The organism is Roseomonas fluvialis, from assembly GCF_022846615.1.
GTDB classification, from domain to species: Bacteria; Pseudomonadota; Alphaproteobacteria; order Acetobacterales; family Acetobacteraceae; genus Neoroseomonas; species Neoroseomonas fluvialis.
Genome location: NZ_AP025637.1, coordinates 4,407,121 through 4,429,206, shown reverse-complemented (window position 1 = coordinate 4,429,206; position 22,086 = coordinate 4,407,121). Strand labels below are relative to the sequence as shown.

Annotated in this window: 19 protein-coding genes; 16 read left to right on the top strand and 3 right to left on the bottom strand. The window is 68.7% G+C overall.

Features of this window, described 5'->3' with window-relative positions:
* Nucleotides 1–14 precede the first annotated feature (14 nt).
* The 8 genes from MWM08_RS21245 to MWM08_RS21210 all read left to right on the top strand — a co-directional run bounded on the left by MWM08_RS21245 (nt 15) and on the right by MWM08_RS21210 (nt 11,647).
* Nucleotides 15–1,625, top strand: a complete 1,611-nt coding sequence (locus MWM08_RS21245) for a DUF3300 domain-containing protein (protein ID WP_244408506.1) — start codon at nt 15–17, stop codon at nt 1,623–1,625.
* A gap of 11 nt (nt 1,626–1,636) precedes the next feature.
* Nucleotides 1,637–2,608, top strand: a complete 972-nt coding sequence (locus tag MWM08_RS21240) for a DUF2950 domain-containing protein (protein WP_244408505.1) — start codon at nt 1,637–1,639, stop codon at nt 2,606–2,608.
* Between the two features lie 89 nt (nt 2,609–2,697).
* Nucleotides 2,698–4,068, top strand: coding sequence for a bifunctional enoyl-CoA hydratase/phosphate acetyltransferase (locus MWM08_RS21235; RefSeq protein ID WP_244408504.1), 1,371 nt, complete (start codon nt 2,698–2,700; stop codon nt 4,066–4,068).
* A complete protein-coding gene (locus MWM08_RS21230) occupies nt 4,065–5,246 on the top strand; it encodes an acetate/propionate family kinase (protein ID WP_244408503.1) in 1,182 nt (393 codons plus the stop codon). The genes MWM08_RS21235 and MWM08_RS21230 overlap by 4 nt, the downstream gene beginning before the upstream one ends.
* A gap of 67 nt (nt 5,247–5,313) precedes the next feature.
* Nucleotides 5,314–7,578 carry a formate C-acetyltransferase gene (gene pflB, locus MWM08_RS21225; RefSeq protein WP_244408502.1) on the top strand — a complete coding sequence of 755 codons (2,265 nt, stop codon included), beginning with the start codon at nt 5,314–5,316 and terminating at the stop codon, nt 7,576–7,578.
* 10 nt (nt 7,579–7,588) lie between these two features.
* Nucleotides 7,589–8,425 (top strand): pyruvate formate-lyase-activating protein, encoded by an 837-nt coding sequence (gene pflA / locus MWM08_RS21220; RefSeq protein WP_244408501.1) that lies wholly within the window; start codon nt 7,589–7,591, stop codon nt 8,423–8,425.
* An 18-nt stretch (nt 8,426–8,443) separates the two neighbouring features.
* The gene (locus MWM08_RS21215; RefSeq protein ID WP_244408500.1) at nt 8,444–10,036 is read left to right on the top strand and encodes an aspartate:alanine exchanger family transporter; all 1,593 of its coding nucleotides are present in this window, start codon (nt 8,444–8,446) and stop codon (nt 10,034–10,036) included.
* Nucleotides 10,037–10,483: 447 nt separating this feature from the next.
* Nucleotides 10,484–11,647: a patatin-like phospholipase family protein gene (locus tag MWM08_RS21210; protein ID WP_244408499.1), complete on the top strand. Its 1,164-nt coding sequence runs from the start codon at nt 10,484–10,486 to the stop codon at nt 11,645–11,647.
* A 99-nt stretch (nt 11,648–11,746) separates the two neighbouring features.
* Here MWM08_RS21210 and MWM08_RS21205 read toward each other — a convergent pair whose 3' ends face one another.
* Nucleotides 11,747–12,835 (bottom strand): transporter, encoded by a 1,089-nt coding sequence (locus tag MWM08_RS21205; RefSeq protein WP_244408498.1) that lies wholly within the window; start codon nt 12,833–12,835, stop codon nt 11,747–11,749.
* Nucleotides 12,836–13,044: 209 nt separating this feature from the next.
* On the opposite strand from MWM08_RS21205, the gene MWM08_RS21200 reads away from it, so the two are divergent.
* From MWM08_RS21200 to MWM08_RS21175, 6 genes are all read left to right on the top strand, one after another.
* Complete coding sequence (locus tag MWM08_RS21200; protein WP_244408497.1) at nt 13,045–13,644, top strand: rhodanese-like domain-containing protein; 600 nt, start codon at nt 13,045–13,047, stop codon at nt 13,642–13,644.
* Nucleotides 13,641–14,525: a bile acid:sodium symporter family protein gene (locus MWM08_RS21195; protein WP_244408496.1), complete on the top strand. Its 885-nt coding sequence runs from the start codon at nt 13,641–13,643 to the stop codon at nt 14,523–14,525. Before MWM08_RS21200 ends, MWM08_RS21195 begins: the two co-directional genes overlap by 4 nt.
* Nucleotides 14,459–15,745, top strand: coding sequence for a DUF2254 domain-containing protein (locus MWM08_RS21190; protein ID WP_244408495.1), 1,287 nt, complete (start codon nt 14,459–14,461; stop codon nt 15,743–15,745). Before MWM08_RS21195 ends, MWM08_RS21190 begins: the two co-directional genes overlap by 67 nt.
* A gap of 339 nt (nt 15,746–16,084) precedes the next feature.
* Nucleotides 16,085–16,300, top strand: coding sequence for a hypothetical protein (locus MWM08_RS21185; protein ID WP_244408494.1), 216 nt, complete (start codon nt 16,085–16,087; stop codon nt 16,298–16,300).
* Nucleotides 16,276–17,268 carry a Bug family tripartite tricarboxylate transporter substrate binding protein gene (locus tag MWM08_RS21180; protein WP_244408493.1) on the top strand — a complete coding sequence of 331 codons (993 nt, stop codon included), beginning with the start codon at nt 16,276–16,278 and terminating at the stop codon, nt 17,266–17,268. Before MWM08_RS21185 ends, MWM08_RS21180 begins: the two co-directional genes overlap by 25 nt.
* Complete coding sequence (locus MWM08_RS21175) at nt 17,268–18,002, top strand: maleate cis-trans isomerase family protein (protein ID WP_244408492.1); 735 nt, start codon at nt 17,268–17,270, stop codon at nt 18,000–18,002. Before MWM08_RS21180 ends, MWM08_RS21175 begins: the two co-directional genes overlap by 1 nt.
* Before the next feature lie 351 nt (nt 18,003–18,353).
* Here the strand turns inward: MWM08_RS21175 and MWM08_RS21170 are convergent, their stop codons facing one another.
* On the bottom strand, nt 18,354–19,397 hold the full coding sequence (locus tag MWM08_RS21170; protein ID WP_244408491.1) for a LysR family transcriptional regulator: 1,044 nt from the start codon (nt 19,395–19,397) through the stop codon (nt 18,354–18,356).
* Between the two features lie 28 nt (nt 19,398–19,425).
* On the opposite strand from MWM08_RS21170, the gene MWM08_RS21165 reads away from it, so the two are divergent.
* Nucleotides 19,426–19,749 (top strand): nuclear transport factor 2 family protein, encoded by a 324-nt coding sequence (locus MWM08_RS21165; protein WP_244408490.1) that lies wholly within the window; start codon nt 19,426–19,428, stop codon nt 19,747–19,749.
* Entirely contained in the window at nt 19,746–20,525 is a 780-nt protein-coding gene (locus MWM08_RS21160; RefSeq protein ID WP_244408489.1) for an SDR family oxidoreductase, read from the top strand. Before MWM08_RS21165 ends, MWM08_RS21160 begins: the two co-directional genes overlap by 4 nt.
* Nucleotides 20,526–20,598: 73 nt before the next feature.
* Here MWM08_RS21160 and MWM08_RS21155 read toward each other — a convergent pair whose 3' ends face one another.
* Entirely contained in the window at nt 20,599–21,942 is a 1,344-nt protein-coding gene (locus MWM08_RS21155; protein ID WP_244408488.1) for a patatin-like phospholipase family protein, read from the bottom strand.
* Nucleotides 21,943–22,086 lie beyond the last annotated feature (144 nt).

The following is a 22,086-nucleotide window of genomic DNA, read 5'->3' as shown; positions in this document are numbered from 1 at the left end:
CGCTCCCGCTCCGCGTGCGACTGCTGGCGATGGTCTTCTGCATGGGCCTCGGGGCGGTCACCACGCTGGGGCCGGCGGTGCCTCCGGCGGCCGCCCAGACGCCACCGGCTGCGGCGCCGCGCCCCGTTGTGCCGACAGCGCAGGGGGACCGCCTGACCCAGGCGCAGCTCGAGCAACTGCTCGCGCCGATCGCGCTCTATCCCGACGACCTGTTGATGCAGATGCTGATGGCGTCAACCTACCCACTGGAGGTGGTGCAAGCGAAGCGCTGGCTCGGCCAGGGGCAGAATGGCGCGCTGCGTGGCGAGGCGCTCGCGCAGGCGCTCGTCGCACAGTCCTGGGATCCGTCGGTCAAGTCGCTGGTGCCGTTCCCCGACGTCCTGACGCTGATGAACGACCAGCTGGAATGGACGCAGCAGGTTGGCGACGCTGTGCTGGCGCAGCAGCAGGACGTGATGAACGCGATCCAGGTGCTGCGTGGCCGTGCCCAGGCGAACGGCGCGCTGCAGTCGGGACCGCAGCAGACGGTGAACGTGACCCAGAACGTCGCACCGCCGCCGGCGCCCGGCGCGGCGGCGCCAGCGGTTGCGCCGCCGCCGCAGGTCATCACCATCGCGCCGACGCAGCCCGACACGGTCTATGTGCCGGCCTACGATCCGAACCAAGTCTATGGCACCTGGCCCTATCCGCAGAGTCCGCCGTACTCCTACCCGCCACCGGTCGGCTGGGGCCTGGGCAGCGCGCTGCTGACCGGCATGGCCTTCGCGGGCGGGGCGGCGATCGTCGGGTCGCTGTGGGGCTGGGGCAGCGCCAACTGGGGTGGTGGCGACATCAACGTCAACGCCAACCGCTACAACAACATCAATGCCAATCGCGGGCAGATCAGCGGCAATACATGGCGGCACGACACGACGCATCGCCAGGGCGTGGCCTACCGCAATGACGAGGTGCGCAACCGCGTGGGCGCCGACCGGGCCGGCGGCGACCGCGCCCAGTCGCGCGAGCAGTTCCGCGGTCGCGTCGACCAGGCGCAGCGCGGCGAAGGGATCGGCGGCCCCGGCGACCGCGGCGGCGTCGGCGACCGCGGACCGGGTGGCGCAGGCGGACCCGGGGGTATCGGCAGCGCTGGTGGCCGCGGCGGCGTTGGTGGTCCGGGTGGCGCCGGCGGGGCTGGCGGGCTTGGCGGCGCAGGCGGTCCCGGCGGACGTGGTGGCCCAGGTGATCGTGGTGGCGTGGGTGACCGCAGTGGGGCCGGCGCGCAGCGCCCCGGCGGGGGCCAGGCGGCCGAACGCGGTGGCGCCGCCCAGCGCGGTGGCACGCAGCGCCCGGCCGCCCAGCACAATGCCGCCGGCCGTCCGCAGGCGCGCCCGGCCCAGCAGCCAGCGCGGCAAGCCCCGCAGGGCTTCCAGGGCATGGACGATGGCGGGCGTGAACGTGCCGCGGCCAACCGCGGTGCGGCCAGCCGGCAGGGTCAGCCCGCAGCCCGCGCGCAGGCCCATCAGCGCGCGGCCGCGCGACCGGCCGGCGGTGGTGGCGGCGGTGCCCGCTCGGCAGGCGGTGGCGGCGGTGCGCGTGCCGGCGGCGGCGGTGGCCGCGGTGGCGGCCGTGGTGGTGGGCGTCGGTGAGGAGACACGCCATGCTGCGGACCAGCATCCTCGGCGGCATCGCTGCCGCGCTTCTTGCCACCGGCGCCATGGCGCAGGCGCCCGCGCCGGCGGCCCCGGCCGAGACCCAGCAGCCGGCACAGGCCCCGCGGCCGATCCCGCCGCAGGCCTTCCGCACGCCGGAGGAGGGCTTCGCGGCCTTCGTCGCCGCGCTGCGTGCGCGCAGCGAGGCGCAGGGCGTGCGGATCCTCGGCAGCGCCGGATATCGCTACCTCCGCTCCGGCGACCCGGTCGCGGACCGCACGGCGCGCACCCGCTTCCTCGAAGCCTATGATCGGAAGAACGAGATCGTCCGGCCGTCCCCCGACCGCGCCATCCTGCAGATCGGTGATGACGCCTGGCCGTTTGCGTTCCCGATGGCGCAGCGTGGCGGCGCCTGGCGCTTCGATGCCGTCGCCGGCGGGCAGGAACTGGCCGACCGCCGCATCGGGCGCAACGAGCTCGACACCATCGAGACACTGCGCGCGGTGGCCGACGCGCAGGCGGACTACGCCCGCACCGCCGGGCGGCACGGTGCCTTCCAGGCCTATGCGCGGCGCTTCTTCTCGACGCCCGACCAGCGGGACGGACTCTACTGGCCGACCCGCGAGGGCGAGGCGCCAAGCCCGCTCGGGCCCCTGGCCGCGGCGGCCAGTTCCGGCGGCTATGCGCGGCGCCAGGGCGACGCGCCGCAGCCCTACCACGGCTACACCTTCCGCATCCTGGAAGCGCAGGGCCCGGACGCGCCGGGCGGCGCGATCGACTACGTGGTGAACGGGCGGATGATCGGCGGCTTCGCCGTCATCGCCGTGCCGGCGCGCTACGGCGTCTCCGGCATCATGACCTTCATGATCAGCCACCACGGCACGGTCTGGGAGCGAGATCTCGGCCCGGATACGGCGCGCGAGGCAGCGCGGATCACCGCCTTCGACCCCGGTGAGGGTTGGACCCGGGTGGCGGAATGAGCCCGCCGCCGCCCGCTTTCCGGTCGCCCGGGACGCCGATCCCTTCGTGCCGCATCCGTGACGCGCCGCATGACCTTCCGGAGCGGATGATGAGCCCGACGGACACCATGCTCACCGGCCTCTCGCAGGCCTCCGCGCCGGTCGGCCTGACGCGCGGCATGACGCATGGCTTGCGTGCGCAGGGCTTCGACCTCGCGGCGGCGCTGTTCGGTGCTCCCGACGCGGCCTTCGACGATCTGCCCAGCCAGGCGCAGGCACTTCTGCTGAGCGGGTTGGTGCTCGACTTCACGGCGCGTGCCCTGCCTGGCCCCGGTGCCACCTTGCGCAGCCTGGATCTGACGCCCGGGCTGCTGCCTTCGCCCGAGGAGAGGGTCGACATCACGGGCACGATCGTGGCCCGCCCCGACCCGGAGACGGCGGTGATCGCGATCATGGTAAGCGGACCTCGCGGCAGGCTGGCCGAAGCGTCGGCCACCTTCGCCCTGCCGGTCGCCGCGGTGACGGCCACGGCGGGCACCCGACCCGACATCCAGTTGCACACGCACCGTCACCTCGCCGCGCTGATGGCGCGCAGCGCCACCTTGCCGGCGCTGACCGCCGCTGTGGCCTGGCCCTGCGACCGGGACAGCTTGGTCGGTCCTGTCGAGGCGGCGCTGCGCGGCGCGCTGCGGCCCATCCTGGTCGGCCCGCCGGCGCTGATCGAGGCGACCGCTGCGGCTGCCGGGGCGTCGCTCGCGGCGTGCGATATCATCGAGGCGGCGACGCCGCACGAGGCCGCGGCCGTTGCAGTGCGGCTCTGCCGCGAAGGCCGCGCCGCCGCGCTGATGAAGGGCAGCCTGCACACCGACGAACTGATGTCCGCCGCCGTGGCGCGCGACGGCGGGCTCAGGACAGCCCGGCGGCTGAGCCACGTCTTCGCCTTGGATGTGCCGAGCTACCCCAAGGCGCTGTTCGTCACAGACGCGGCGATCAATATCCTCCCCGACCTGAAGACCAAGGCCGATATCGTGCAGAACGCGGTGGACCTGCTCCACGCGCTCGGCGTCACCGTGCCCAAGGTTGCGATCCTTTCGGCGGTCGAGACCATCAACCCCGCGATCCCGAGCACGCTCGATGCCGCGGCGCTGTGCAAGATGGCCGACCGCGGCCAGATCACCGGCGCGATCCTCGACGGGCCGCTCGCCTTCGATAACGCGATCAGCAAGGCGGCAGCCGCGATCAAGAACATCGCATCCGCGGTGGCGGGTGACGCCGACATCCTGCTCGCGCCGGATCTCGAGGCCGGCAACATGGTCGCCAAGCAACTGAGCTACCTGGCGGGCGCGGACAGTGCAGGCATCGTGCTCGGCGCGCGGGTGCCGATCATCCTCACCAGCCGGGCAGACAGCGTGGCCTCGCGCCTCGCCTCGGTCGCGCTGGCGCAGGTCCTGGCCGCGGCCCGGCAGGAACGCGTGGCATGACCGCGGGCGTCGTCGTCGTGCTGAATGCCGGATCCTCCTCGCTCAAGTTCTCGCTGTACGAGGGCGATGCCGTGCTGCTCTCGGGGCAGGTGGATGGCATCGGCGTGCGTCCAGGCGTCACGGCGCGCGACGGCGCCGGCACGAAGCTTACCGCGCCCGATCTCGCCGCTGGCCCACCCGGCACCCCGGCCGAGGCCCTGCTCGCGCTGCTGCCCTGGCTGCGCGAGCATCTTGGCGGCCGGCCGCTCCTGGCGCTCGGCCATCGCGTCGTGCATGGCGGCCCGAACCACGACAGGCCATGCCTGGTGACGGCGGCGCTGCTCGACGACCTCGCGGCTCTCTCGCCGCTCGCGCCGCTGCACCAGCCGCACAATCTTTCTCCCATCCATGCCGCCATGGAGCGCACGCCCGGCCTGCCGCAGGTCGCGTGCTTCGACACCGCCTTCCACCGCACCATCCCCGAGGTCGCGCAGGTCTATGCCTTGCCGTTCGAGATGGCCGCGCGCGGCATCCGCCGCTACGGATTCCACGGGCTGTCCTACGAATACATCGCATCGGTGTTGCCGGAGGTGGCGCCAGGCCTCGCGACGGGGCGGGTGGTGGTGGCGCATCTTGGCAATGGTGCCTCGCTCTGCGCTCTGCAGGGCGGGCGGAGCGTGGCGACGACGATGGGGTTCTCCGCGCTCGACGGCCTGCCCATGGGCACGCGCTGTGGCGAGATCGACCCGGCCGTCGTGCTCCACCTCATGCGCGAGGACGGGCTCGATATCGCGGGTGTCGAGGCGCTGCTCTACCGGCGTTCGGGCCTGCTCGGACTGTCTGGGGTTTCATCGGATTTCCGCGACCTGCTGGCCAGCGAGGATCCGCGTGCGCGCTTCGCGATCAAGGTGTTCGTCTATCGCGTCGCGCGCGGTATCGGCTCGCTGGCAGCCGCACTGGGTGGGCTGGACGGGATAGTGTTCACGGCGGGGATTGGGGAGAACGCAGCGTCGATCCGCGCGGCCATCTGCGAGGCCTGCAGCTGGCTCGGCGTCGAACTCGATGCGGTGGCGAATGCGGCGACGGGGCCGGTCATCTCGCGCGCCGGCAGCCGTGCTGCGGCCTATGTCATCCCAACCGACGAGAATCTGATGATCGCGCGCCACACACGCGCGCTGCTCGCGGACACAGCCGAATGACGCACAACGCGGCCTCGCCTGGCACGTTGCGAGGCCGCCCAGAAAGAACGGAAAGGGAGAGACGCTCATGGAAGGCGTGAACATCGACATCGCCGCGCTCAAGGAAGCGCGCTGCTGGCGCGGCTTCGAGCAGGGCCGTTGGACCGCCGTCATCGATGTCCGGGACTTCATCGTCCGCAACATGGCCCCCTATACGGGTGACAAAGCCTTCCTCGTCGGCCCCACGGCGCGCACGATGGCAGTCTGGGCGGCGCTCCAGCCCTTCTTCACGGCCGAACGCACCAAGGGTGTTCTCGACGTCGATGCCACGACGCCGTCCCACGTGCTGGCGCACGCCCCTGGCTACATCGACCAGGCCAACGAGGTCATTGTCGGGCTGCAGACCGACAAGCCCTTCAAGCGCGCGATCTTTCCCGCTGGCGGGCTGCGCATGGTCGAAGCCGGCCTGAAGGCCGCCGGCTTCCCAGCCGATCCTGCGGTGCACGAGGCGTTCACGAGGTATCGCAAGACGCACAATGACGGCGTCTTCGACGCCTATACGCCCGAGATCATGCGCTGCCGGAAATCGGGCATCATCACCGGCCTGCCTGATGCCTATGGCCGCGGCCGCATCATCGGCGACTACCGGCGCGTGGCGCTCTACGGCATCGACCGCCTGCTCGCCGCCAAGCGCGAGGAACGGGCCCAGGTCGACGAGATGTGGCCGAACGACGAGGTGATCCGCACGCGCGAGGAACTCGCCGAGCAGATGCGCGCGCTGGCCGATCTGGCCGAGATGGGTAGGCGCTACGGCTGCGACATCGCCCGCCCCGCCGAGACGGCGCGCGAGGCGGTGCAGTGGACGTACCTGGCGTATCTCGGCGCCATCAAGGAAGCAAACGGCGCGGCGATGTCGATCGGCCGCATCTCGACCTTTCTCGACATCTACATCGAGCGCGACCTGAAGGAAGGCACGCTGGACGAGGCTGGCGCGCAGGAGCTGATGGACCAGCTCGTGCAGAAGCTGCGCATCGTGCGCTTCCTGCGCACGCCGGACTACGACGCGCTGTTCAGCGGCGACCCGTACTGGGCGACCGAATGCGTGGGTGGCATGGACCTGGACGGGCGGCCGCTGGTGACGCGCAGCAGCTACCGGATTCTGCATACGCTGACCAACCTCGGCCCGGCGCCGGAACCCAACATCACGGTGCTCTGGTCGAAGAACCTGCCCACGGCCTTCAAGCGCTACTGCATCAAGATCAGCCGCGACACCTCGTCACTGCAGTACGAGAACGACGACCTGATGCGGCCCTACTGGGGCGACGACTACGGTATCGCCTGCTGCGTCTCGGCCATGCGGCTCGGCAAGCAGATGCAGTTCTTCGGTGCGCGGGTGAACCTCGCGAAATGCATGCTCTACGCGATCAATGGCGGGCGTGACGAAGTGAGTGGCGAACAGGTCGGGCCGGCCTCGACGCCCATCACCGCGGAGGTGCTCGACTACGCGGAGGTCGATGCGAAGTTCGACGCCACCATGGAGTGGCTGGCGCGCACCTACGTGCACGCCATGAATTGCATCCACTACATGCACGACAAGTACTTCTACGAGCGGCTCGAGATGGCGCTGCACGACCGCGACATCCTGCGGACCATGGCCTTCGGCATCGCCGGCCTGTCGGTGGTGGCGGACAGCCTATCGGCCATCAAGCACGCCAAGGTGCACGTGATCCGCGACGACAGGGGCCTGGCAGTAGACTATCGGATCGAGGGCGACTTCCCGACATTCGGCAATGCCGACAGCCGGGTGGACGACATCGCCGTGGAGATCGTCTCCCGCTTCATGGCGAAGATCCGCAAGCACCCGACCTATCGCAACGCGGTGCACACGCAGTCGGTGCTGACCATCACGTCTAATGTCGTCTACGGGAAGGCGACCGGCAATACGCCGGACGGGCGGCGCAAGGGCGAGCCCTTCGCGCCGGGTGCGAACCCGATGCACGGGCGGGACGACCATGGCTGGCTCGCCTCCTGCATCTCCGTCGCACGGCTGCCTTATGCCGATGCGCAGGACGGCATCAGCTACACCGTCTCGGTCGCGCCCACGCTTGCGCGCCGGGACCAGGACGCCACCATCGACAACGCCGTGCGCGCCTTCGACATGTACTTCGGTCAGGGTGGCTTCCACATGAACCTCAACGTCCTGTCGAAGGAAACGCTGGAGGACGCGATGGAGCACCCGGAGAAATACCCGCAGCTCACCATCCGGGTCTCCGGCTACGCGGTGAACTTCGTGCGCCTGACGCGCGAGCAGCAGCTCGACGTCATTCGCCGCACCTTCCACGCTTCCTACTGAGGAAACGGCCATGCTCGAAGTCGAAGGCGACGGCATGGTGAAGGTCGGCAGCCGTTTCGACCTTCGCACCGGCCAGGCCCCCGATGCCCCGGAGACCCAGGGCTTCGAGGGGCCGCAGGAGACCCATGGCTGGGTGCATTCCTACGAGACGGGGTCGACCGTCGATGGCCCCGGCGTGCGCATCATGCTGTTCATGTCGGGCTGCTTCCTGCGCTGCCAGTACTGCCACAACCCTGACACCTGGCACTTGAAGGACGGCACGCGGATCGAACTGTCCCACGCCATTCGGCGCCTGCACGACTTCGCCCCGGCGTTGCGTGCAATGGGCGGCGGGCTCACCATCTCGGGCGGCGAGCCGTTGGTACAGATGGGCTTCACGAAGGGGCTGCTTGCGGCGGCGAAGTCGATGGGGCTGCACACGGCGCTCGACACCTCTGGCTTCCTCGGCCACCGCGCCGATGACGCCTATCTCCAGCACGTTGATCTCGTGCTGCTCGACATCAAGAGCGGGGACGAGGACACCTATCGCCGCGTTACCGGCTTCGAGCAACGGCCGACGCTCCGCTTCGCGGAGCGCCTCGCGACGATGGGCAAGGCCGTCTGGGTGCGCTTCGTGCTCGTGCCCGGCCTGACCGACGCGCCGGACAACATCCGCAAGGTTGCGGAGTTTGTGGCACCCATGACCAATGTGGAGTGGGTCGAGGTGTTGCCCTTCCACCAGATGGGCGCCTTCAAGTGGAAGGCGCTCGGGATCGACTACACGCTTGCTGACACACCGACGCCAACGGAGGAGCAGGTGCAGGCCGCACTCGGCATCTTCCGTGCCGCCGGTTGTCGTGCACGCTGACCGAGGGGAGCACGCCGCATGATGGCCTCCGTCAGCGAACTGATCGGCACGCAGCCGATCCTTGCGCTGTTCCTCGCGATCGGCTTCGGCTACCTGGTCGGGCAGATCAGCATCCTGGGTTTCTCTCTCGGCATCGGTGCGGTGCTTTTCGTCGGCCTGTTCCTCGGCGCCATCGCGCCGAAGGCCAACATCGCCGGGCCGATCGGCCTCATCGGCCTGATCATGTTCCTCTACGGCATCGGCATCCTCTACGGCCGCCAGTTCTTCGAGGGGCTGACGGGGCCGGGGCGCATCTACAACCTCCTTGCCCTCGTCGCCGTCGTGGCGGGGCTGGTGATGGCGCTGGGCCTGGGCTGGATCTTCGGCGTGCAACTCGGCCACACGCTTGGGCTTTTCGCCGGATCGATGACCAGTACGGCGACGCTGCAGGCCGCGCTCGACGTGACGAAGAACAACGAGCCCTCGATCGGCTACTCGGTCGCGTATCCCTTCGGCGTCATCGGTCCGATCCTGTGTTTCTACTTCCTGACGCGGAAGGTGAAGCCGAGCTTTCCGCCCAAGCCGGCGCGGTTCCACATCGGCGAAGTCACGCTCGAGCGACTGCCCGACGGCAGCACGCTCGGTCAGGTGATTGCGATGCTCCCGGAAGGCGTGCAGGTGTCGACCGTGCGCCAGGACCATCGCAATCGAATGCCCGACGCCAACCTCGTGCTCGGCGTCGGCGACGCGCTGCTGATTGCCGCCGACCGCGCGGAATCGATCCAGGAGACGGCGGCATTGCTCGGCCGGCTCGATCCCGGCCGTATCGCGAAGGACCGCGCGGACCTCAGCTACCAGCGCTTCTTTGTCTCCAAGGCGGGCCTCACGGGCCGCAAGTTAGACGAGATCCCCATGCCCGCGGGCACCGAGATCCGCATCCTGCATGTCCGCCGCTACGACGTGGACCTGGTGCCGACGCCCGATCTGATGCTCGAGATCGGCGACCGTGTTGGCGTGCTGGTGCCAACCGACCAGGTCGCGGCGGCACGGGCGCATTTCGGTGACACGGTGAAGTCGGCCGCCGAGTTCTCCTACGTCTCGGTCGGCTTCGGCATGGTGCTGGGCGTCCTGCTGGGCCTGGTGCCGATTCCGGTGCCGGGCGTCGGCACGGTCACGCTTGGCATCGGCGGCGGTCCGCTCATCGTGGCGCTGCTTCTCGGGCGGCTGCGGCGCACCGGACCGATCTCCTGGGTCATGCCACTGCCGGCCAACATCGTCCTGCGCAATTTCGGCCTCACGCTGTTCCTGGCTGCGGTTGGCATCAATTCGGGCCAGGCCTTTGTCACGACGGTGGCGTCGCAAGGACCGTTGCTGTTGATTATCGGTGCGCTGGTGCTGCTCACCACCGTCGCGATCGTGCTCGGGGTCGGTGTTTACGTGCTGAAACTGCCCTATGACGACCTGCTCGGAGTCGCCTCCGGCGCCACGGGCAACCCCGCCATCCTGGTCTATGCCACGCGCATGGCGCCGACCGAGCGTCCGGACATTGGCTACGCGATGATCTTTCCCTCTGCGACGATCGTGAAGGTCATCGCCGTGCAAATCATCGGCCTGATCGCGCTGGGCGGGTGAGGGCCCCACAGGTGGCCCGATGCCCGGGCTCGCATCGAAGAGCGATTGCCGCTCGACAGCGTGTCCCGTGCGGAGGCGGATGGCATAGCGACGGCCGGGTAGTACAGCGTCACGCTGCTCACGCTTGGCGGTGGCTGCATCTCCTTCTGCGCGATCGTCGCGAATCTCGCGCTGACCGGCGCCGAGGCTTCGTCGCAACTTCCTACGAATTGGCTGGCCGGTGACATGTTCGAGCACTTGATTGATGCGGATCAACCTTGGCCACATCGCGATCGCTATGCGTGAGGCCAATCCGGCGGCCGACGCACTCCCGGCTGCCCAGCGGAGGATGCCATGTCACGTAGCCCGGATCGCAGCTCCGCCACATCGCGACCGATCCCGCGCCGCCTTGCTCTCGCGGCGCCATTCCTCCTCGCCGCCTGCGGTACGGTCGAACGCGGCACCGCGGTGCCGCAGACGCTGCAGGATCACACGCAGATTCTCGGCATACCGAATGCCCGCTTCTTTCCCGACACCCAGGCTGTCGCGCTCTTTGAGGAATTCGCCGCCGCCAGCCGGCGCGAGGCGCTGCATCTGGGCCTGCCACCGGATACGGATCCGCGTCGCCTGCCGCCGGCCAATCTGCTGGCGCTGTCCGGCGGTAGCGATCACGGCGCCTTTGGTGCCGGCATACTCGTGGGCTGGACCGAACTCGGCACCCGGCCGGAATTCAAACTCGTCACGGGCATCAGCACCGGCGCGCTGACCGCACCGCTTGCCTTCGTTGGATCCTCGAAGGATCCCGTGCTGCGGGATGTCTATACCGCCGTCGGGCCGGACCAGATCTTCCGGATGCGCGATTGGATCAGCATCCTGTTCGCCGATGCGCTGACCGACACCCGTCCCCTGCGCGAGATGCTTGCCCGCCACATGAACGAGGCGACGGTGGGGCAGATCGCCGAAGGCTATCGCCAGGGGCGTCTGCTGCTGATCGGCACCACCAATCTCGACGCGATGCGGGGCGTGATCTGGAATGTCGGCGCCATCGCCGCGAGCGGCCGGCCTGGCGCCGCCGATCTGATTCGCGACCTTATGCTCGCTTCGGCCTCGGTACCAACCTTCTTCCCCCCAGTGATGATCCAGGTGGAGGCCGAAGGCCGGACCTGGCAGGAAATGCATGTGGATGGCGGTGCTATGGCGCAGACCTTCCTCTATCCGCCTGCATTGACGCAGGGCCGCAACCTGCGCGCCGGTGCATTGGCACGCGCACGCCGCGCCTGGGTCATCCGCAACGCCCGCCTCGGTGGTGAGTGGCAGCAGACCGAACGCGGCCTGCTACCGATCTCCGGTCGTGCCATCTCGAGCATGATCGCAGCGAGTGGCCAGAACGACATCCTTCGCCTGCAGACCAACGCGGTACGCGACGGAATAGACTTCAACCTGACGTATATCGGTGAGGACTTCACTCTGCCCTGGGTGCGCCCCTTCGACCGCGAGTGGATGCGCGCGCTGTTTGAATACGGGCGCCTGCGCACAGTTGAGGGGCGCACGTGGCAGAGCAGCCACCCTGCCCTGGCTGTGCGACCTGCCGGTTCCTCCACCGGTGCCACCGCCGATCGGCGGCCACGGTAGGTCGCTGCGCTGGCGAACCGTCAAGCCCAGCTTGGTCGCTGGGCACGCGGGGAAGGCGGAGCTACCCACAGACGCGGTTCACCCCCGGGGCGGCGCGCTTCAGAGGCCCCCGCCCCAGCGGTACTGCAGCGCGATCCCGAGCAGGTCGTAATTGTTCCCCGTGCGCGCGGAGATGCCTCTGCTGCCATACAGCCGAACCGAATAATGAGGGCTGAGCGGGATGGAAAAAGTCGCCCCGAGCCGCCAGTTCCTCAGCAGGTCGTCGTTCGCCTCTCCATTGATCGTGGTCCGCCCGCCGGTGAAATAGGTCGCGTCGACCGACCCCCAGATGCCCCTGCCGAAGCTGTAGATGGCATGGCCCTGGAGGGAATAGAGCGGATCCTGGGATCGAGTCTGGCCGCGCAGGAAATCGTTGTTGTCACTGAAGAAGGTGACAGCGGCGGTCGCCTCGAGCGTCAGCGGACCGAAGCGCTGAGACCCACCGATCTCCGGCTTCACGAACCAGCGGTTGGTCCCGAGGTTCACCGCGCGCGACGGATCGTACTGCCCCACCGGGACGGATACCTGCACGCTTGCGCCCAGGATCAGGTCTTGCTGCCACGTGGCGAATTCCTCGAGTGTCAGCGCCGGCGCGCCGAACAGATTGACCGAGAGTCGGAAGCGCGGATCACCGGGACCACTGACCGTGCGCTCCACCGGCTGGCCGGCGAAGGTCGCCGAGCCTGATAGCCAGCTGAAGGGTGCGATCACGTCAAACTTTGCCGACATGCCCAGGATGTCGAAGGATCGGGCGTACGCAAGGAGCAGGCCCGATGTCTCGAGCCGGGCGTCGGCGACCGGGACGGCCGGGTCGAAGGACAGGCTGCCGCGCGTGAAGGCATAGCCACCGACCAGGAAATTCACGCCGACCGGCGTGTTCGCGAAGGCGCGCGGCTCGATGTCCTGGGCCGATGCACTGGATGCGGTGGTGACGAGCGCGACGGCCGCCGCGATCCGCAGGCAGGCGCGCGGCAGGCCGGCGCTGCCCGCCACGGCCGCGACGTTGGTCGTGCGCACACTCACGGCTGGAGTTTCTTCGCAGCCGTCGTGGGGTGCAACCGCTGCGTGACATGTCTGCGGCAGTGCCGCGACAGCGTCGGCGCAACGGTTCGGCCAGATCGCCGGCACATCTTCGCAGAGCGCTTCCACCTGGCCGGCGATGCTCAGGCCGAGGATGTGAAGCCTCCCCGCGGTTAGCTTCGCGCGCAGACGCTCGCGTCCAATTCGCGGAGCCGGCCAGGGATGGACTTCAAGGCGGGCGGCGCATCGCGGTCGCGTTGTTGATGCATATCAACGCCTCCGGCGCCCTTTCGCGCGATGAACCTCGGCAAGCGGAGGTCGGGCAGGAAATCGCGCGCATGAAGCTGGTGATCGTCGGCGGCGTGGCAGGCGGGGCGTCCTGCGCGGCGCTGCTGCGCCTCGGCATGACGGACTACGAGAAGGTCCTTTGCGGCCAGACCCTGAGCCGCGACGCGGCGTGGACGGACAAGCGCATCAGCGCCCTGGCGATGGCAATCCAGATGGGTGCCACAATCGACGACCTGGCCGAGAGTGAGCTCTGCTACGCGCCGCAATTCGGCAGTGCCAAGGACCCGCTGAACTTCGCGGGCATGATGGCGCGCAGCATCCTCGACGGCGACATGCCGGTCGCGCATGGGGCCGCGCGCGGCGACGGTCTGCTGCTCGACGTGTGTGAAGCGCCGGAACTGGCGGTGGAGAGCGTGCCTGGCGCGCTCCACATCCCGCTCGGCCAGTCGCGCGACCGGATTTCGGAGTGCCGCGGGACCGCGAGATCCAGGTCATCTGCCGCTCCGGGCAGCGCGCCTACTACGCGACGCGTCTGCTGCTGCAGAACGGCTTCCGCGCGCGGACGCTGTCGGGCGGCGTGCTCGCGCGCGCCGTGCTGGAGCCTGGCCCGGCAGGGATCGCTCATGCCCTCGATTGACCCTCGGCGGTGAGCGACCTGCCGCTTCTCGCGCTGAAGCTGTCGCTGCTCGTCTTCATGGCGGGCTCGCTGTTGGAGATGGGGCTCAGGCTGCGGTTGAGCGATGCGCTGTCCGGGCTGCGTGATCGCCGTTTTCTCATCTATGGCGTCGGCTTCGGCTTCGTGATCGGGCCTGCCCTTGCGTGGGCGATGACGCAACTCCTACCGCTCTCGCCGCCACATGCGCTGGGGTTGATGCTGCTTGGGCTCACGCCTTGCGCACCCTTCCTGCCGGTCATGGTGAAGCGCGCGCAGGGCGACGTCGCCTGTGTGCCGGCGATGATGCTGCTCGCCGCCGTCGGCACGGTGGTGTTGATGCCCGTGGCGGTACCGTTGCTGGCCACGGGGCTTACTATCGACGCCTGGGCCATCGCGCGCCCGCTCGTGATCATGGTCCTGGGGCCGCTCGCGCTCGGGATGGTCGTATTCCATGTCGCGCCGCATGTCGCGGCGACGGTACGCCCCCATGTCAGGTCCGTGGCGGCGGGGGCGGCCGTGGTCCTGGTGGTGCTCTGCGGGGTGCTGTTCGGACGTGGCTTCCTGGCGTCCTTCGGCAGCTTTGCCGTCGGCTCGCAGGTGCTGTTCCTGGCAATCATGACGACAGCGGGCTATGGACTGTCGCGTGGTGTCCGGCAGCAACGGCGCAGTGTGCTCGGGCTTGGGCTCTGCACGCGCAACGTGGGCGCCGCCATGGCGCCGCTGCTCTCGGCGCCTGGCGTGGATGATGGTGTAATCGTCATGGTGACCCTCGGCGTGCCGGTGCAGATCGCCTGTGGCCTGATCGCCGCGTGGTGGTTCGCGCGGGTCGCGCGGCGGGCGGCCACGGAGGGAGAGGCAGCATGCCTGTCTGGCTGATTCCTATCGCCTATACCGTGGTGAGCATCGTTTGCGGCCTCGTGCTCCCGCGGCTTGAGCACAGTTATGCCGCGTCATTCGACCTGGGCGTCTCCTCGTCGGCGGTGCTGGCGGCACTCTCGGCGATTTCCTCGGGGATGATGGCGCTGACTGGGATCGTCTTTTCGATCGCCTTCGTGATGTTGCAGTTCAGCGCCATCACCTATTCGCCACGCTTCGCGTCGCGCTTTGCGCGCGATCCGGTCCTGTTCCATGCGCTCGGGATCTTCTTCGCGACCTTCACCTATGCGCTTGCCACGACGATGTGGGTGGATCGGTCCGGCGAGGCCAGGGTGCCGACACTCTCCGCCATCGGCGCGATGGTGATGCTCTTCGCAAGCCTGCTGGCGTTCGGACTGCTGATGCGCCGTCTCGGCGACCTGCAGATCGCCAACACACTGCGCTTCATCGGCGACCAGGGACGAGAGGTGATCCGCCAGACCATCATTGCCGGCGGGGTGCGGGCGGCGGTCGTCCCCGACACCACGACGGCCGATCCGGTCGTGCAGAAGCTGCGACACCAGGGACCGCCCCGCTATGTCCAGGCCTATGACATCCCGGCACTGGTCGCACTCGCCCGCCGCGCAGGCGGGGTGATCGACATGGAGGTCGCGGTCGGCGACATGGTGCTGGACGGATCCGTGGTGCTCCGCGTGCTGGGTGGCACGGGAGGGCTGCCGGATTCGGAACTGCTGCGCGCGGTGCGCCTCGGGAACGACCGCACGTTCGAGCAGGATCCGAAGTATCCGTTGCGCCTTCTGGTCGACATCGCGATCAAGGCGCTCTCCCCGGCCATCAACGACCCGACCACGGCGGTGCAGGCGCTCGACCAGATCGAGGACTTGCTTCGGCGCCTGGCCCGACGGCCGCTCGACATCGGGCGCGTGGCGGACCAGGAAGGCGTGCTTCGCCTGACCTTTCCTTCGCCGAATTGGGGCGACTACCTATCCCTCGCCTTCGACGAGATCCGCGTCTTCGGCGCGACCTCCGTACAGGTGCTGCGACGGTTGCGGTCGGCGCTGCTTGGCCTCGAGGAACTCCTGGACGGCGATGTGCGTGCCGACGAGGTCCGGCGCTACCTGACGCATGTTGATTCGGTGATTGATCGGTCCACCTTTGACGACCAGGATCGGCACGCGGCCCGGCAGGAGGATCCGCAGGGGCTCGGACTGACCCGGTAGCGCATCGCCGTCGTACCCGACTGCCATCACTGGTCCGACAACAGCGTGCGGGTCACGGCGCGGAACGTTGGCGCCTCGACGGTCGACATGGCGGCGGCCCCGCGCATTCAGGTCCGGGTCCTCATCCCCGTAGCAGGTATCGTGGACGCAACGCGGTGACGGTATGGCCAGCCGACCTGGCGTCTGTTCAGCAGAGAGCGGCCGGCCAGCATCGGGGACACCAGTATCGTCAGGATGCCGCCCCACCCCCCGGAGCGTCGTTCCCTGCCATGCGGGCATCGCATCCTGCCTGACCGCCAGCGCGGTGATGGCAACCACCAACGGCAACTGCGCCCCCAGATGCAGCGCGAGGGCGGCGCGCGGATCGGGATCGAGGTCCGTCTGGAAACGGCCCCGGTGCAGACCTTCTTCGACCGCGCGGCGCGCCGTGAGTTCTCGCTGTTCATGATAGGCTTCGGCGTGTACCTGCTTGTCCCCCCGCGCGCCGCACAGCGGCCTTGCCATGACACACAGACGGAGAGACACGCACCATGCTGCGCCGCCGACATCTCCTGACCTGCCTGCCTTTGTTCGCTGCGCCGCGCGGGGTGAGCGCGCAGTTCCTGTCGGGCGGGCGACCGTTGCGCCTGATGGTGCCGTTCAACCCCGGTGGCGCGGCCGACGTCCTGGCGCGACACTATGCCGAGGCCATCACGAGCCAGACCGGCCAACAGGTGGTGGTCGAGAACCGCGGCGCTGCGAATGGCATCCTCGCGGTGGAAGCCGTCGCGCGGTCAGCAAGCGATGGTTCGACGCTCGGCGTGCTGAGCGTCACCTTCTTCGCGGCGCTCCCATTCATGATGGACCGACCGCCGTATGATCCGGTGCGAGACCTCATGCCGGTCGCACGCATCGCCAATTCGACGGTGCTCTGCGTGGTGACGCCGGAGCGTGCGCGCGAACGCGGCTGGACCGACTTCCGCAGCATGATCGAATGGGCCAAGCGGCCCAGTAACCGCGTGACGACGGGTTCGGCGCGGGCGACGCCCTCGCACCTGATCAGCGCCACCATTGCAAGCCGCAGCGGCGCGGATATCCAGCACATCCCCTACCGCGGCGGTGCGCCGGCGGTGAGCGATTTCCTGGCCGGCACCATCGACATGATCTTCGACGCCATGCCGCAGCTCATGCCTCACGTCGCCGCAGGCCGCGCGGTGCCCCTCGCCGTGGGCAGCCGGGAGCGATCACCCTTCTTTCCGCAGGTGCCCGGCATGGGCGAATTCGCCGACCTAAACTTGGCCGCGGTCGATTTGCAGAGCTGGTCCGCTCTCGCCGGCCCGTCATCGATGGCGCCGGCCACCGTTGCGCAACTGTTCGAGGGCATTCGCAAGGCGGGCGAGGCCCCGGGACTCGAGGATCGCCTCAAGGCGTCCGGGCTGGTGCTCTCGGTCTCAAGCAGCCCCGCGGAGGTGCAGACCCAGATTCAGCAGGACACGCCGCGCTGGCGGGAGATGGTGGCAGCCTCAGGCGCGCGGCTCGACTGATGGAGCACCTTGTGACCGGTCGCTTCATCGGCCAACTGGTGCCTTCGTCGAACCGCACGGTCGAGCGCACCACTGAGCGACTGCTGTCCGATTATCCCGGCCTGTCGTCGTGTTACTCGCGCATCGCGTATCGGCCCGATGGCAGCGGCCAGCCCGAGATCGGGTACGATGCGCCAGCCGTGCTGGCTGCGGCAGAGATGCTGGCCCACGCGGAGGTCGAGGCGATCTGCTGGAATGGCACCAAGGGCGCCATCGACGGATTTCAGGTGGACCGGGATCTGTGCGCCACGGCAAGCGCGCGGCTCGGTCTACCTGTCACCAGCGTGTCGCTTGACGTGCTCGAGATCCTGCGACGCCTCGGCGCACGACGGATCGCGCTGGTCTCGCAGGGCACCGTGGCGCGCGCGCAGCGCATCGGCGACCGCTTCGGAGAACAGGGTTTTCCGATGACGGCCGTGCGAGGGCTTGGGCTAGGGTCTAACCTTGAGGCGGCGAGCGTATCCCCCGCGACCCTCGGCGAAGCGATCCGCGGCTGTGTGGCGGAAGCCACGACCGACGCCGTGCTGATCTGGGGTACCAATATGCCAGGCCTGCCCGTGGTGGCGGCGCTCGAGGCGGAATGTGGCGTCGTGGTGATCGATTCCTGTTCCGTCGGAATCTGGGGGTGCCTCAAGGCACTCGGGCTGCCGGGCGCGCCACTGCTGGAGCATGGCAAGATCTTCGGGTTTCTGTAGGTCGTCAGGCGGCTTCCGCTGACGCGGCATGACCGTGACGTTGGCAGGATGGCGGCGACCGTTCGCCTTCAGGACGGCCTGCCCGGACTCCAGGCGTTCAATTGGGTCGAAGGCGCCGACGGTCTTGTCGCTGGCAGGCCAGAGGCCGTTGTTGGTCCGCTCGCCGGCTTCCCGCCTGCGGAAGGAACTCTCGATGGGGGAACGACAGGTGGAGCAGGCGAGCGCCAGGGGCTTCGATGGATGCGCGACCGCCAAGATCCTCTATAACGACAGCATCACCGAGCGGCCGGCGCAGCACCGAACCCACTTGCCAGTGCAACAACCACCAGCGGATCGCGCTCGACGCCCCGCCTACGTCGCCGACTTGCGCCGCCGCCCCCTCACGGCGACGTCGACCTTGGCAGGAGTGAGCGAGTCCCGCTTCACGCCGAGTTCCCGCGCCAGGCTGACAAGAGCCTTCAAGGCCGCCGACGGATTGCGCCGGCCGGGATAGTACAGGCAGAGGCCGGGCAATGGCGGTGTCCAGTCCTCCAGCACGCGAACCACGCGTCCGGCCTCGATGTCGGCGTGAACGTCCTGTTCGAAGAAGTAGCCGAGCCCAATGCCCGCCAGCACCGCGCTTCGCGCGAGGCCGGCGTCGTCCAGCGTGATCGGACCGTTCACATCGATCACGGCAGTCCTCCCACCCTTCTCGAAGTGCCACCGATACAGGGCGCCGTTCGGCAGCCGGGCACGGATGCACGGGTGCTTGAGGAGATCGGACGGGACGCGCGGCCTGGCATGCTTCTCGAAATGCGCCGGCGAAGCGACGACGGCAGATCGCCGAGGACGCCCGAGCGAAACCGCGATCATGTCGGTTGGCACGAGGTCGGCCACCCGCGCGCCGAGATCGAAGCCTTCGGCAACGATGTCGACCAACCGTCCCTCGGTGACGATGTCCACATGCACCTGCGGATAGCGACGCAGGAATTCCAGGATCAGCGGAGACAGGATCTCACGCGCTGCCGTCGCGAAAGCATTGATGCGCAGCGTACCGGACGGCGTCGCCTGCTGCGACCGCACCGCGTCCATGGCGCCGTGGATATCGAGCAGAGCCGGACCGACCTGGTCGACAAAGACGCGGCCGGCATCGGTGAGCGAAACGCTGCGCGTCGTGCGATTGAACAGCCGGACGCCAAGGCTCGCCTCCAGCTTTCCGACAGCGACACTGAGCGCCGTCGCGGACATGCCCAAATCCAGCGCCGCAGCACGGAACGAGGCCCGGCGTGCAATCGCGATGATCGCCTCGAGATCACTGAGCCCGGCGCGATACAGTGTTCCGGTTTTCGGCATACCGCATCCCTCTTTATCCCAGTTATCTGAACAGACGTTCATCGCCAGGTGAAGCGCGGACACCAGTCGCCGCAACCCAGGAGACAGCGCGATGCACCTGCCCTTGCCGATCCAAAGATATTTCGACGCCGATGACCGGAATGACTGCGAAGCCCTGTTGATGGCCTTCGCGCCCGATGCCGTCGTGACGGATGAAGGCCGAACCCACACCGGCCGCCAGGCGATCGAAGCATGGTGGCGCGACGCCAAGGCCAGGGCTCAACACAGGAATGAGCCGATCGCTGCGGTCGAGACGGGCGATACCACCGAAGTTCGTGCCCGCGTGTCGGGGCAGTTTCCGGGCAGTCCGGTCACGCTGACCTTCGCCTTCCTGCTCAAGGGCGGCCGGATCGCAGGGTTGGAGATACGCGCGTGACGAACTTCCTCACGCTTGAAGGCAAGCGCGCGCTCGTCACCTCGGGCACGCGCGGTGCCGGCGCGGCGGCCGTCGCCTTGTTTCGAGACCTCGGCGCGCAGGTGTTGACGACGGCGCGCTCCCGTCCGGACACCATCTCCCCGGAGATGTTCGTCGGCGCCGACCTGACGACGCCGGAGGGGTGCGCGACGCTCGCCACCGCCGTGCGCGATCGCCTGGGCGGCGTCGATATCGTCGTTCACATGCTCGGCGGCTCGTCCAGCCCGGCGGGCGGCTTCGCTGCGCTGAGCGACGCTGCGTGGGCGCGTGAGTTCGACCTCAACCTCATGCCCGCCGTCAGGCTGGACCGTGCCCTGGTGCCGGCGATGGTGGCGCAGGGCCATGGGGTCGTGATCCACGTGTCGTCGATCCAGCGCGTGCTGCCGCTCCCGGAAGCGACGACGGCCTATGCTGCGGCGAAGGCCGCCCTCTCGACCTACAGCAAGGGTCTCTCGAAGGAAGTCTCGCCCAAGGGCGTGCGCGTCCTGCGCGTGGCGCCAGGCTGGATCGAGACCGAGGCCTCCGTGCAGCTGGCCCAGCGACTCGCGACCGAGGCCGGTGCCGATCTCGCCTATGGCAAGCGCATGATCATGGAATCCCTCGGTGGCATCCCGATCGGCCGGCCATCGACGCCGGAGGAGGTTGCCAGCCTCATCGCCTTCCTGGCCTCCGATCGCGCCGCGAGCATCACCGGCACGGAACATGTCATCGACGGTGGTACCGTGCCTACGGTGTGACGCCGGAGCGCAACCTGCGTCGGGGCGGCAACAGGCAGAGCGCCGGGCTGCCGACGCCTGCGCAGCGGTCCGCCTAGCGCCGCTGCCGCAAGCGCCCGCCCGGTGCATCCTCGCCACCCAAGAACGCGGCGATGTCGCGGTTGTTGCGCATGACCGTCTCCCCGGCCGCGACCAGCAGCTCGACATCCTCGCGCGGAAGGGTGAGGCCGGTTGGAATCCGCCGCAGGCGATCCCGCAGCACCGGGTCTGGATGGTCGGCCAACGAGACATGGACCAGCCGGCCTTGCACGTCTTCGCAAGGCCGGCCGTCGATGGTCCTGGCATGGCGACAACGATTGGACCGCTGGCGCTCCACCATGCGATCGACCTCGGCCGCGGTCACCGCCAGCGTCTCGAGGTTGTAGTTGTCGATCTGCGCGCCTGAGACGGCATCGAAGATCTGCACGAGGCCGTTGATCATGCGCTGCCGTGACAGGGCGGGGTCGGTCGCGGATTGCCCATCGACGCTGATGATCAGGATCCGTCGCACAGGCTGCGCGCGTTCGACGAAATCCTGCTCGTCGGTGCCGCCGAGGATGGCGAAGTTCAAGGACGCCCGCAGCGCCAGGTTGTCCGAAATGCCGCCATCCAGCAGATGCAGCCAGGGCGTGCGATCCCGGTCGGCCATCCGGGCGACCACCTCGAGCAGCCGGCGGCGATTGTATTCCGCCAACATGGGCATGACCGACAAATTGACCGGCAGCGGCGCGTCGCAGTCGGGGCCGCGATGGTTCGCCAGCGTGATCGGCGTGAAGAGCAACGGAAAGCCGTTCGAGGCGGCCACCGCGCGCGCCACCGAGAAGCGCGCGAGGTCCGAGCAGATGACATCGAAGGCATGCGGCAGGAACGGGAAGGCGGCGCCGCTGGCGAGATCCGTCGCGCTGATCGACAGGCGCGGGCGACCGCGCGCCATGAGGTCGCGGAAGGTGGCGCCGCGGAAGATGTGGTCGTCATAGACCTCGGTCATGCGATCGTTGGTGCCCACCCCGGGACTCGCGAGCCAGCCCCATTGCCAGGGCAGCAGGTAGGTGCCCCAGACATAGGCAGCGATGTCGCGGTGCAGGAAATCCTGCGGAAAGGTCTCGAAGGACCGCTCACCATACAGCGCGTAATGCGCGGCGGAGAAGCTGCCGCCGGAGACGCCGCCGATCTGGTCGATCTCCGCCAGCAGGGTGGAGGGTGGCCCGCCGAGACGAACCGGAACGTGCCGCATGCCGCGCAGCGCACCGTGGCTGAACGCCGCGGATCGCTTCCCGCCTCCCGAGAAGGCGACGAGAATGAGGATATCCGACCGCCCCCCGGAGGCATTGATCTCCGAGAGGTCGTACCCGGAGTTCCGGGTGCCCTGCTGGAGCGGCGGGTTGATGCCGCGATCCACGTCGCTGCATCCGCACAGCGCCGCGAGCACGGCCAACCGCCAAAGCCGCTTGGTCCAGCGGGTCGATGGCCCCGATATCCGCGCCGGGCGATGGCGCCTGCGGCCGTCGCCAACCTGCTGCGGGATCGGTGCCGCCGGTCGTTC